The organism is Enterobacter sp. C6 (genome assembly GCF_008122455.1).
In the GTDB taxonomy this organism is placed as follows: Bacteria; Pseudomonadota; Gammaproteobacteria; order Enterobacterales; family Enterobacteriaceae; genus Enterobacter; species Enterobacter pseudoroggenkampii.
The window spans coordinates 1-11608 of the sequence record NZ_QPFW01000143.1 but is presented as its reverse complement, the minus strand read 5'-3'; the positions used below and the strand labels follow the sequence as shown (position 1 = coordinate 11608).

Sequence of the window (11608 nt, the reverse complement as noted above, 5' to 3'; positions counted from 1 at the left end):
CCGATACGCTTGAAAAAAAGCTGCAGGAAACGCCCTGGCTGGACTATCTCGAAAGTGAAACCCGGGCCGGACGCACCGTTATCCACGTCAACCTCCGTGACGATACGCCCCCGCAAAGCGTGCCGGACATCTGGTATCAGGTTCGCAAAAAAATGCAGGACATCGCGCCGTCCCTGCCTGAAGGGGTGCAGGGTCCTGCCGTGGACGACGAGTTTGACGACACGTTCGGCACAATTTACGCCTTTATTCCCGATGGTTTCACCCTGCGAGAGGTGCGGGATCGCGCAGAGACAATACGGCGCGAGCTGATGTCCCTGCCGGATATGGGTAAAACCACCCTGCTGGGCGAACAGCAAGAGCAGTGGGTTCTCGCCTTTTCTCCGGCGCGCCTGGCCGGTATGGGGCTGGATATTCAGGCGGTCGCCGACGTCCTCCGGGCGCAAAACGCCGTTGTCCCGGCAGGAACGATGCGTACCGGGCAGGAGAACATGGCGATAAAGGTCAGCGGGGCGCTCACGACCGAAGAGAGTTTACGCGCCGTCACGCTGCACGTTAACAATCGCTATATTCCGCTGACCGACATTGCCACCGTCACCCGGGAAATCGCCGAGCCACCGGCCCCGGCCTACCGGGTGAACGGCAAACAGGCTATCGGGCTGGCGGTGTCGATGGCACCAACGGGCAATATGCTGCGTTTCGGTGCTGCGCTGAACGCAAAAATGGCGGCGCTTAGCGCCGGACTGCCGCACGGTATCGAGATGGTGAAAGTTGCCGATCAGTCAGCGGTGGTGAGTGATGCGGTAAGCGGGTTTATCCGGGTGCTTATCGAAGCCGTTGTTATCGTGCTGGCGGTCTCATTTGTCTCGCTGGGTTTACGGGCCGGACTGGTGGTGGCGACGGCCATCCCGCTGGTGCTCGCCATGACGTTTGCCGGCATGATGCTCGCAGGCATCGGCCTTCAGCGTATCTCGCTCGGGGCGCTGATCATTGCCCTGGGCCTGCTGGTGGATGACGCCATGATCGCCGTCGAAACAATGGTCTCCCGGCTGGAAGCCGGGGATTCCCGTCGGCATGCGGCCACCCATGCATTCAAAACGACGGCCTTCCCGATGCTCACCGGTACCCTGGTGATGATTGCCGGCTTTATTCCCGTTGGTTTTGCAGCCTCCAGCGCCGGTGAATACTGCTTTTCCCTGTTTGCGGTGGTGCTCATCGCCCTGCTCTGTTCCTGGGCTGTCGCGATCCTGTTTTCGCCGTTGACGGGTACGTGGCTGCTGCCGGAAAAAGTCAGACATCACGCGGCGGGACCGGGAAGGATCGCGCGCGGGTACGGACGGCTTTTACGCCTGGCGCTCCGCCACCGGCTCTCCACCGTGCTGATTGCGCTTGCCGCGCTGGGGTTGTCAGCGTACGGCACGACGTTTATGCAGGGCGAGTTTTTCCCTGCCTCCGACAGGCCTGAACTGCTGGTCAGCCTGACGCTTCCGGCCAACGCCTCGCAGCCGGAAACCCTCAGAGAGGTGGAAAAGCTGGAAAAAGCGCTGGCCGACAACGGCAATATCGATCGCTTCTCGACCTACGTTGGCTCAGGCGCCATCCGTTTTTACCTGCCGATGGACGTGCTGCTGGAAAATGAAAATATCGCCCAGATGGTTGTGGTGGCTAAGGATCTTGAGGCGCGGGATCGTCTGCACGCACAGCTCAACACGATCCTGGCGGCGCAGTTTAGCGACATCATCACGCGCGTGTCGCCCCTTGAACTGGGGCCCCCCGTCGGCTGGCCTATCAAATACCGGGTGAGCGGGCCGGATTATCTGCAGGTCCGGGCGTTTGCGAACCGTCTCACGGACGCGATTGGGCAGTCCCCGTTCTCACGCGACGTTAACCAGACGGCCGGAGAGCCGGAGAGGGTCATCACCCTTAAGGTGAATCAGACGGCGGCCAGGGCGGCGGGAATATCGTCAGAAAATCTCGCCCGCACGCTGAATACCGTCTGGTCCGGCAGCGTTGTCACGTCCATCAGAGATAACGACCGCCTTGTCGACGTGGTGCTCCGGGCCACTGACGATGAACGTCACAGCACCGCCACCCTCTCCTCGCTCACGATTCAGGGGAATGACGGTAAAAAAATTCCGCTCAGCGCCGTCGCGACGCCGGTCTGGGGCGTGGACGATCCGGTTATCTGGCGTCGCCAGCGCGTGCCCTTTATCACGGTGCAAACGGATCTTGCCCCGGGGCTGAAGGCTGAAGCGGTATCCGCGGCGCTGCGTCCGGCGGTCGATAAACTGCGCGCGAACCTGCCGGCAGGTTACAGCATTGAAGAAGGCGGCGCGGTTGCCGAATCGGATAAGGGGAACAGCTCCGTCTTTACCGTTCTTCCGGTAACGCTGGTCATCATGCTGTTGCTGCTGATGCTTCAGCTGCGGCGATATTCCCGGATGCTGCTGGCCCTCCTGATGGCCCCGTTTGGTTTACCGGGGATCGTGCTGGCTATGCTGCCCGGCGGAACGCCGATGGGGTTTGTCGCGCTGCTGGGCGTTATCGCCCTGGCGGGGATGATCGTGCGGAACGCGGTGATATTGATTAGCGAGGTTGACAGCAATCTTGCTCAGGGGATGACAAACGATGCCGCGATTATGGCGGCTGCGGAACACCGGGCCAGACCCATCTGTCTGACCGCCTGTGCCGCCATTCTGGGCATGATCCCCATTTCTCACCAGGTCTTCTGGGGTCCAATGGCCTATGCCATCATCGGCGGGCTGCTGGTTGCGACGCTGGTGACGCTGACCGTGTTACCCGCGTCGTTTAGCCTGCTGTTACAGTGGGGCGCTCAGCGCAAAGCCACAGAAGATGAACTGCGCTGAGGCTCCACCGTTTCCCGGCTGATTACGCGGCGGTCAACGCAAAACGGTCTTTCAGGACATGGCGGATTTCATCCTCCGCCAGCTGCCGCGCTTCAGTGCCGTTCGCCGTGATGGTTTTCAGCATATCGCCCAGTAAAATCTGACGTCCTTCCGGGCTGTGCTGCACCACCACCCGCTTCTGCACAAAGATCGCATCCGGGTGCGTGGAGTTAAGGTAGTTGGCCGGGACGAAATCAATCCATTCCTGAGGCGTGAGATCAAAGCCGTATTGCCTGGCCCACTCTCCCTCCACCTTCGCCTCAAGCAGATATTCGCCCTCCGCACTGCGGCTTAGCCGAAACGTGTCGAAATCCTGCGTGATATCCACATCAAGCGTGTCCAGCGCCATCGGCGCACGAATGCCGTAGCTGCCGAACCCGAGGTCGCAAAGCCACTGTCGGCTCTCCACCTCGGCAATCAACGCCATATGGGTTTTCGGCCGCCGCGCGGGGTAGAACATCGGACGCGCCGCCACGAAACGGTAAGGAATACCGAGTGCCTCCAGCGCCATGGCGAAAAGCCCGTTCACCTCATAGCAGTAGCCGCCGCGCCCTTTCTTTAACACCTTATCGGCAATGTCGTCTGGTGCCAGCGAGACAATTTTACCCGCCTGCACGTCCAGATTTTCAAAGGGAACGGAAAAGAGCTGATGACGCATCAGCGCATGCAGGGTGGACGTGTCGGCCGCCGCCGGTCCGGTGTAGTTTATGCGTTTGAAATACGAGGAAATGTCGAAATTATCGCTGTGCATAATGCCTCCTTGTCCTGAACATGCCGGACACTATAGATGGCGCGCATCATTGGCTGTATAGTCAGTTTTATCGAAAATTAGCCTGAACAGATACCCATGTCTGCCCCGTCCCAGTCGTCCCCACACTATCGCCGAATTGCCGAGATGCTGCGCCTCACGCTGACGTCTGGCGCGCTGCGCGCCGGTGACAGGATGATCTCCGCGCGTAAACTGGCCGAGCGCGAGCACGTTAGCCTTCCGACGGCGCTGGAGGCCCTTCGCTGCCTCGAGGCTGAAGGGCTGATCGTTGCGCGCCCGCGTTCAGGTTACTACATCCGCCAGACCAGCCTGCCACCGCGCGTGGAGCCCGCGCGCTCCTCACCCGGGCCGGTCCCCGTCACCCTGTCCGCCGTGGCCCGGTCGCTGTTCAGCAGTGCAGAAGCCCGACTGATCCCGCTGGGCGCCGCCCTGCCCGATCCCGCGTGGCTGCCAGGAGACGCGCTGCAGCGGGCGTTGCACTCTGCGGTCCGTCGTCTGGACGCGCATGGACAGAGCTACAGCCTGCCCCCGGGAAGAGCAGACCTACGAAGTAAGATTGCCGCGCGTTCTGCGCAATGGGGAGCCCGGTTCGGCGCGGACGATCTCATTATCACCTCGGGCGCGACGCAGGCGCTGCGCCTGGCACTTCGGGCCGTGTGTCAGCCAGGTGATGTGGTGGCAATTGAGCAGCCCGCCTACTTTGGCACGCTCCTGCTGCTGGAGGATTTAGGCCTGAAGGCCTTAGCGATCCCCACCGACCCTCTGGAAGGCCTGCTGCTGGAACCGCTGGCTGACGCCATTCGCTGCCATCGCCCCGCTGCCGTCCTGGCCTCACCCACCGTGCAAAACCCGTTGGGTGCCAGTATGCCCGTCGCACACAAGCAGGAACTGGTTGCCCTGCTTGAAGAGGCAGAAATTCCGTTGATTGAGGACGATGTTTACGGAGATCTGGTCGGTGAGGGGCAACGTCCTCCGGCCTGCAAGGCGTTCGACCAGAGCGGGAATGTGATTTACTGCAGCTCCCTGTCTAAAACGCTTGCGCCGGGGTGGCGAATCGGCTGGATTGCCGCCGGACGCTACCACACGCAGGTCTTGCAGGCCCGCATGGCCGGAGACTGGGCAGGTGCACCGCTGCTGGAAGCCGCGACGAGCGAGATGCTGGCAAGCGGCGACTACGATCGTCACCTGCGGCGGCTAAAGCGGCGTATCGCGGAGGGAATAGCCGCCATCGTGGCGCGGGTCGAGGCCAGTTTCCCACCCGGTACGCGCGTTAGCGTACCCGCAGCCGGTTTCCTGCTGTGGGTAGAACTGCCTCAGCAGGTCAACGCCCTGGAGGTGCATCGTCGCGCGCTGGCGCTGGGTATTGGCGTCAGCCCCGGTCCCCTGTTTTCTCCTGGCGCAGAACTCACGCACTTTCTGCGGCTAAACTGCGCAAACCAGCCGACGCCCCGCCTGCTCAATGCCGTAGGGCAGATTGGGGCCCTATGCCATGAACTGGCCGCTTTCACACCAGACTCTCCAGCCACTCGGTAAATACCCGCACTTTGCGGGAGAGGTGACGGTGTGGGTAGAGCAGTGACAGCTTGCGGTCCGGCGAGCGATAGGCTGGCAAGACCTCAACCAGCAGGCCGCGGTCAATGTAAGGCTGGAGAAAGAGATTCATCCCCTGCATTACCCCGAGCCCGGCCAGGCCTGCCGCGATGTAGGCCTCGGAGTTATCCACCACCAGCTTACCGGGTAGCGCGATCTCCGCGACGCCTTCTGGCGTGGTAAACGTCCACGGATGAATATGTCTGCTGCTGGTATTAATCCAGTTGATGGCCTGATGTTTGCGTAAATCATCCGGCGTTTCTGGCGTACCGTGTTTTGCCAGCCAGGCCGGGCTGGCGCAGGTCGTGATTTTGATGTTCCCGATTTTACGCGCAATATAATCGCCGTCGTCCAGCTCTCCCACCCGCAGCACGCAGTCCAGACCATCCCGCAGCATATCCCGACGGCGGTCAGAGCTGCTCAGAATGATGTCTACCTCAGGATGCTGACGATAAAAATCAGGCAGATTGGGTATTACCCGCAGCGTGGCAAAAGAGACCGGCATATCCACACGCAGCTGACCGTGTATTTCCCGGTCCGTACCAAACGCTTCCAGTAATTCGTCCGCCTGTGCCAGCAGGGGTTTACTCTGGCGATAGAACGCCTCCCCATCCGGCGTCAGGCTAATTCGACGCGTTGTGCGCTGCAGGAGCCGCGTGCCGCTGTGTTGCTCCAGAAGCTGTAACGCTTTGGTGACTGCCGGACGATGGATCTGCAGATTCTCCGCCGCCTGGGTAAGACTACCTGACTCGACAATTTCAATAAAAATTCGAATAGATTCAAAGAGGTTTATTTGCATAAAGGATTTCAAACCGTGAACGGGATATTGTTATTGATTTTATAACAGTGATGAATCTTTTAGGCTATTTTTCCTAACAATATTGCCCCCTACACTCTCCTCCATTCAAACGTAAGGGAGAGTCTGCTATGAAAAATAACCGTATCTGTCAGATCCTGGGTATCGAAAAGCCTGTTATTCAGGGGCCGTTATCCTGGCTTACCGATGCCCGTTTAGTTGCCGCGGTCAGCAATGCCGGCGGGCTCGGCGTGCTGGGACCCAATGCAGGCTTAACCGCCGACACCGCGGTCTCCACGCCGGAAGCGACAGCCGAAAAAATGCGCGAAGAAATTCGTAAAACCAAACGGCTGACCGAAAAACCGTTTGGCGTGAACCTGATCCCCACCGCCGTTAATGACGTCTGGACTGGACCAATTCTTAAGGTGGTAAAAGAGGAAGGCGTCAGGGCCGTGGTGTATACAGGCTATGGGGAAGGCAGCATTATTCCCGCGCTGTTCAGCGAGTTAAAAGAGGCAGGGATCGCTATTATCTACCGCGACATCAATCCCACGCCGGAAAACACCCGTCTCGCAGAAGGTCTGGGGGCAGACATTATCGTCGCCACCGGTTTTGATGAGGGCGGAACGTTACCCGCAACGGCGCTTGGCACCTTTTCCATCGTGCCGCTGATTGCCGATGCCGTGAAGCACATCCCGGTGATGGCCGCGGGCGGTATTACCGATAATCGCACCGCCAGAGCGGCGCATGCGTTAGGTGCGGAAGGCGTGTTTGCCGGATCGGTCTTTATCAGTACCGAAGAAAGCCGCGTGCCGCAGGGGGTCAAAGAGAAAATTGTTGCCGCCAACGGCCTGGACTTACTGCTTTTTCGCACCGTGCCCCATTACTACCGCGCGCTTCCCGGCAAGCTGGCGGAAAAACTGGCATCGATGGATAAAGCAGGCGCAAGCAACGACGCGCTGGGCAAGGCGATGGGCGGATTACGGGGCCTGCGTCTGGGCATGCTGGAAAATAACACCGATGAAGGCTATATCGCGCTCGGCACGGGGATTGGGAATATCCGCAGCGTGAAAAGCGTGGCCGAGATCGTCAATCTGTTAGCGGTTGAGTAAGCCCTCGGCGTCCTGACGGTTATCAGGACGCCCTGTGTTCTCAGGGAATAATCCGCGCGGCTCTCAGCTGCGCAAACAGGCGGAAAAACATCTCATCGGTCGCCTGCATTTGCGTAAAGCCCGCCCTGCGCAGCTTGCTCCCGTCACCGAACATGTCGTAATCCCAGCTAAAGACAAAATCGGCAAACCGCCCGTCGCTTAGCTGCAAAATATCCGCTTCCACCAGCCGCTCTTCGGCAAGCTCGCACCATACGCCGCGATAGTCGTTAAACAGCTGATGAAATGACAACCTCACCGGCGGCGCAGAGTCCAGTTCAAACCAGCGTGCGATGCGCGGCCACAGCTCGCTCCAGCGCCAGATATCGCCATTGTTTACGTTGAAGGCCTGATTCTGTGCCGCAGGTGACGTGGCGGCCCACCGCGTTGCCTCGGCCAGCAGCCCGGCGTCGGTATGGTCAACAATGCTGTGCCAGGTCTGTTCTGAACCGGGAAAACGCAGCGGTAAACCCAGCGCCTTACACAGGGAGGCGTACAGAGCGGTGCTCAGCGCAAGGTTCATGGCATTGCCCGGCACCGCACTCCCCACCACGCCCGGCCTGATGGCATTCCAGTGCCAGCCTTTCCCCCGCTGAAACTGGCTGAGCCACGTGAGCTGCGCGGCGTTAAATTCGGCACCCGCTACGCCGGGATCGCTTTCCCGCGCCGGGGTTTTAAACGGCCCCAGATGCGCACCGTAGACTTTGTAGCCCTGCATCAGGCTTACCGTCTGCAGCGGTGCCGCTGTTTCGAGGGTGCTGACCAGGTTACGCAGCATGGTGACGTTCGGCTCAACCATGTCTGCCCAGTTCGCCGCGTTCGCCCAGGCGCTGTAAAAGATGTGGGTGACTCCGTTCATGGCGTGCAGCGCCCGTGCAGTGTCCTGCGCATCCAGTAAATCGACGTTCACCACGGGGATGCCGTCAGGATGAGACGCGGCATGGCGGCTAAGGCCGATCACCTCCCACTGATGGTGCAGGAGCGTATTGACCAGCTGCCTGCCGACAATGCCGCTGGCGCCCGCGACCAGGGCGACGTTGTGTTGCTGCATCTTGTTCATAGTGTTTCTCCGGAAAGGGTGACAGACGCAGTGTGATATATTATTTTTTCTGGAGATATCCCCTGAAACCGATGGCACTTATAAGCAGAATCATTAAATGAATAACAAGCTCAATGCCATTTCTACCTTTCTGCGCGTCGCTGAAGCGGGCTCGTTTTCAGCGGCCGCCCGTCAGACCGGTATTAAGCAGTCCGCCGTCAGTCAACAGATCGCGGCGCTTGAGGAATCACTGGGTGTGGTACTGCTGCACCGTACGACGCGTAAGATGAAGCTGACCGAACAGGGTGAACGTTACCGGCGTGATATGCAGCTTGTGCTGGACGCCATGGGGGAAGCGGAGAGGCGTTTACATCCTGTCGATCATAGCGTTCAGGGGCGCGTCCATGTTCAGTTACCGAGCGGCCTGGGGCAGATTTTTTTGCCGCTTCTGCTGGCGCTGCAGCGTCTGCATCCCGAGCTGCAGCTGATGCTTTCCCTGGATGACCGCTTTGCCGATCTGGTGACGGAGGGCGTGGATGTCGCGATACGGCTGAGCAGTGAGCCCCCGCAGGCGCATGCGGCGCGCGTGCTGGGGCGTATTGAAACCAGGCTGTTTGCCGCCCCCGGCTTTCAGGCGGTACGCGCCGTCAGCGAGCTGGCGACGCTGCCACACGTGCGGTTCAGCGGCATTCCACTGGGTGCTCCCCTGCGCCTGATGTCTGACGAGGAGACGGTCGAGGTCAACGTGAATACTGTTTTCCGTGCCAACACCAGCGACGCGCTGCTGCAGGCGCTTGAGTCCGGCATTGGTATCGGCGGCATGCAGCAGCCGCTCGTGACACGCGCGCTGCAAACCGGCACGCTGGTACCGGTGCTGCCCGACTGGCGGTTACCCGATCGCTTCCTCTATGCCGTCTATCCTGACGCCCGCTTTATTCCGCAGCGCGTCAGAAAGGTCGTCAGCGTGATTGAGCAGTTACTGCCTGAAATAATAAAGAAAAACTGATTGTTTCCGCCGTAAATGACGTGCATTTTTTAATCGCAAAGAATAGAGTGTTTTTACCGTATTCCCTCTTTCTGGAGCACGTATGCCGGATTACCTTTTTTTCCAAAAAGGCCCGAACCTCATTGCGATTGAGAGCGCAAACACCGATGCGGCCGCTCAGCTCATCGCTCAGGGGTTTGAAAAACAGTTTGAGGAGATCGGCGCTGCGGATAAAAAAGGGGCGCTTACCCGCCTTGCGGATATCCGTAAAAACAATGAGATCGATCGCCATAACTTCCTGGCCGGAGCGGGCGAAATGCCGCTGATCGGCGTGCTGGCGGCTGCGGCAACCTGGTTGATTCAAAAGAAATAACACAACCATCCTCTACCTCGCTACCGGTAAATCCGCGTATCGCGTCGTATAGGCCGGTGACAACATTTCCCGCTTCATCGCCCACGGTTTCTCAATCCCCTGCCCGGCAAACCATATCTTCCCTTTGCCGGAGTGATTTACGCTGTCGATCATCTCCATCAGCGCCGCGCTGTTGGCGCGCAGACGATTATCGTCAAACAGGTTAAGCTGGGCGACGCCGCTGCTGAAAAAATCCGCCAGCATGACCCCGGCCTTCATATAGCGATACCCGTCGAGCCATATCCGCCCCAGCGCCTCCGTGGCGGCGCGGATGATATCGCGCGAGTCATTGGTGGGCGTCATCAGGGTGATAGAAGCCTGATTGCCGTAATAAATTTCGTTGTCAGCGTGCGGGCTGGTGCGCACAAACACGCTGATAAAACGACAGTATTGATGCTCGCCGCGCAGTTTCTCTGCGGCGCGCTCCGCATAGGCGCAAATCGCCTGATGCATCTCTTCATATTGGGTAATGCGGTGTCCAAACGAACGGCTACAGATGATTTGCTGCTTCGTGGGGGTGTACTCTTCCAGGTCAAGGCAGGGCTCGCCGCGAAGCTCGCGCGCCGTGCGTTCCAGTACCACGTTGAAATGTTTGCGAATGACCCACGAGGAGGCCTCCGCCAGCTCCAGCGCCGTGGTAATCCCCATTGCGTTCAGTTTTTTCGTGATGCGCCGCCCTACCCCCCACACCTCCTCTACCGGCACCTTTGCCAGCAGTTTACGCTGCCGCTCCCGGCCTGAGAGATCGACCACGCCGCCGGTGCCCGCCCACCGCTTCGCCGCATAGTTGGCCAGCTTCGCCAGCGTTTTGGTCGGGGCAATACCGACGCCAACGGTTAAGCCCGTATTTTTATAGACCTGCGTGCGCATCTGGTGTCCGAACGCTTCCAGTGCAAGGCAGTTACCGATCCCTGAAACGTTCACGAACGCCTCGTCGATCGAGTAAATTTCTATGGCCGGAGCCAGATCGGTCAGCGTCTGCATCACCCGACTGCTGAGATCGGCATACAGCGCATAGTTCGAGCTAAAGACGTAAACCCGTTCCGGAAACCGCTTCTCTTTGAATTTAAAATAGGGCTCCCCCATTTTTATGCCGAACTGCTTTGCCTCCGGTGACAGTGAAATAATGCAGCCGTCGTTATTGGACACCACCACGATGGGCTTCCCCTGCAGATCGGGGCGAAATACCTTCTCGCAGGAGGCATAGAAGCTGTTCACATCAACCAGCGCGAACATGTTTATGCGTTTTAAGCGTGTGGGTGACGACGCCGAAGATCTGCAGCTCCTCTTCGGACTGAAAGGTAATCGGCTGATAGCGGGCATTATGTGGCAACAGCCTCAGAACCGGGCGGGTCTGTAGCTCTTTCACCGTAAACTCACCGGCGACCGACGCCACGACGATGTCCCCATGTTCGGCATTTAACGAACGATCGACCACCAGCAGATCGCCGTCGCCGATCCCCGCGCCAATCATGGAGTCTCCACTCACCTTGATAAAATAGGTCGCACTGGGGTGTCTCACTGCCAGCCGGTTAAGATCGAGACGATCTTCCACATAGTCCTGCGCCGGACTGGGGAAACCACAGGCTACACGCTCTGCAAACAACGGTAATTCAATAGATTGGTTTGGATGATAAGAAAAGAGAGTGTCCATAATGCCTTTCTCGCCAGATACTGTATATAAATACAGTATTACGGATTATGGCCAGGGATCAAGGTCATTTCCGGAGGCGAACCCAAACGCGTTGAAGTGTCAGAAGATTTAAAACGCGCAAAGCCCGGAAGCGCCCTTCCGGCTTTGCGCCTGTGACGATCAGTCCATCAGCGTATTCAATGTTTCCAGTGCGTCAGGCGGCAGCTGCAGTTCCCCTGCCGCGAGGTTTTGCCGCAGATGCGCCACGGAAGAGGTGCCCGGGATCAGCAGGATATTTGGGGAACGCTGCAGCAGCCATGCCAGCGCAACCTG

Annotated in this window: 11 protein-coding genes; 5 read left to right on the top strand and 6 right to left on the bottom strand. The window is 59.0% G+C overall.

Going from position 1 to position 11608, the window contains the following annotated elements:
* Positions 1 to 2864, top strand: a 2864-nt coding sequence (locus DOU50_RS03055) for an efflux RND transporter permease subunit (RefSeq protein WP_148768778.1), incomplete at its 5' end; no start/stop codon positions are given.
* A 22-nt stretch (positions 2865 to 2886) separates the two neighbouring features.
* On the opposite strand, the gene DOU50_RS03050 is transcribed toward DOU50_RS03055, so the two are convergent.
* Positions 2887 to 3654: an arylamine N-acetyltransferase family protein gene (locus DOU50_RS03050; protein WP_048991182.1), complete on the bottom strand. Its 768-nt coding sequence runs from the start codon at positions 3652 to 3654 to the stop codon at positions 2887 to 2889.
* Between the two features lie 96 nt (positions 3655 to 3750).
* Here DOU50_RS03050 and DOU50_RS03045 point away from each other — a divergent pair, with 96 nt between their 5' ends.
* The gene (locus tag DOU50_RS03045) at positions 3751 to 5205 is read left to right on the top strand and encodes a PLP-dependent aminotransferase family protein (RefSeq protein WP_148768777.1); all 1455 of its coding nucleotides are present in this window, start codon (positions 3751 to 3753) and stop codon (positions 5203 to 5205) included.
* Here DOU50_RS03045 and DOU50_RS03040 read toward each other — a convergent pair.
* Positions 5177 to 6061, bottom strand: a complete 885-nt coding sequence (locus DOU50_RS03040) for a LysR family transcriptional regulator (RefSeq protein WP_148768776.1) — start codon at positions 6059 to 6061, stop codon at positions 5177 to 5179. The two genes, DOU50_RS03045 and DOU50_RS03040, sit on opposite strands and share 29 nt — an antisense overlap.
* A 128-nt stretch (positions 6062 to 6189) precedes the next feature.
* Between DOU50_RS03040 and DOU50_RS03035 the strand changes: the two genes are divergently transcribed.
* Positions 6190 to 7170, top strand: coding sequence for an NAD(P)H-dependent flavin oxidoreductase (locus DOU50_RS03035; RefSeq protein WP_148768775.1), 981 nt, complete (start codon positions 6190 to 6192; stop codon positions 7168 to 7170).
* Positions 7171 to 7210: 40 nt separating this feature from the next.
* On the opposite strand, the gene DOU50_RS03030 is transcribed toward DOU50_RS03035, so the two are convergent.
* Positions 7211 to 8266 (bottom strand): SDR family oxidoreductase, encoded by a 1056-nt coding sequence (locus DOU50_RS03030; RefSeq protein ID WP_148768774.1) that lies wholly within the window; start codon positions 8264 to 8266, stop codon positions 7211 to 7213.
* A gap of 97 nt (positions 8267 to 8363) precedes the next feature.
* On the opposite strand from DOU50_RS03030, the gene DOU50_RS03025 reads away from it, so the two are divergent.
* Entirely contained in the window at positions 8364 to 9251 is an 888-nt protein-coding gene (locus DOU50_RS03025; RefSeq protein WP_148768773.1) for a LysR family transcriptional regulator, read from the top strand.
* 82 nt (positions 9252 to 9333) lie between these two features.
* On the top strand, positions 9334 to 9603 hold the full coding sequence (locus DOU50_RS03020; RefSeq protein ID WP_148768772.1) for a hypothetical protein: 270 nt from the start codon (positions 9334 to 9336) through the stop codon (positions 9601 to 9603).
* 12 nt (positions 9604 to 9615) lie between these two features.
* Here DOU50_RS03020 and umuC read toward each other — a convergent pair whose 3' ends face one another.
* The 3 genes from umuC to DOU50_RS03005 form a co-directional block, all read right to left on the bottom strand.
* On the bottom strand, positions 9616 to 10878 hold the full coding sequence (gene umuC, locus DOU50_RS03015; protein ID WP_148768771.1) for a translesion error-prone DNA polymerase V subunit UmuC: 1263 nt from the start codon (positions 10876 to 10878) through the stop codon (positions 9616 to 9618).
* Positions 10862 to 11296 (bottom strand): translesion error-prone DNA polymerase V autoproteolytic subunit, encoded by a 435-nt coding sequence (umuD, locus tag DOU50_RS03010; protein WP_024909162.1) that lies wholly within the window; start codon positions 11294 to 11296, stop codon positions 10862 to 10864. Before umuD ends, umuC begins: the two co-directional genes overlap by 17 nt.
* Positions 11297 to 11455: 159 nt before the next feature.
* A partial coding sequence (locus DOU50_RS03005; RefSeq protein WP_194266118.1) for an aldo/keto reductase occupies positions 11456 to 11608 on the bottom strand: 153 nt, incomplete at its 5' end.

Excerpts from the sequence above, each read along its gene's own strand:
- DOU50_RS03040 (WP_148768776.1), bottom strand. The coding sequence starts at position 6,061 with ATGCAAATAAACCTCTTTGAATCTATTCGAATTTTTATTGAAATTGTC.
- DOU50_RS03045 (WP_148768777.1), top strand. The coding sequence starts at position 3,751 with ATGTCTGCCCCGTCCCAGTCGTCCCCACACTATCGCCGAATTGCCGAG.
- DOU50_RS03025 (WP_148768773.1), top strand. The coding sequence starts at position 8,364 with ATGAATAACAAGCTCAATGCCATTTCTACCTTTCTGCGCGTCGCTGAA.
- umuD (WP_024909162.1), bottom strand. The coding sequence starts at position 11,296 with ATGGACACTCTCTTTTCTTATCATCCAAACCAATCTATTGAATTACCG.
- DOU50_RS03030 (WP_148768774.1), bottom strand. The coding sequence starts at position 8,266 with ATGAACAAGATGCAGCAACACAACGTCGCCCTGGTCGCGGGCGCCAGC.
- umuC (WP_148768771.1), bottom strand. The coding sequence starts at position 10,878 with ATGTTCGCGCTGGTTGATGTGAACAGCTTCTATGCCTCCTGCGAGAAG.
- DOU50_RS03020 (WP_148768772.1), top strand. The coding sequence starts at position 9,334 with ATGCCGGATTACCTTTTTTTCCAAAAAGGCCCGAACCTCATTGCGATT.
- DOU50_RS03035 (WP_148768775.1), top strand. The coding sequence starts at position 6,190 with ATGAAAAATAACCGTATCTGTCAGATCCTGGGTATCGAAAAGCCTGTT.
- DOU50_RS03050 (WP_048991182.1), bottom strand. The coding sequence starts at position 3,654 with ATGCACAGCGATAATTTCGACATTTCCTCGTATTTCAAACGCATAAAC.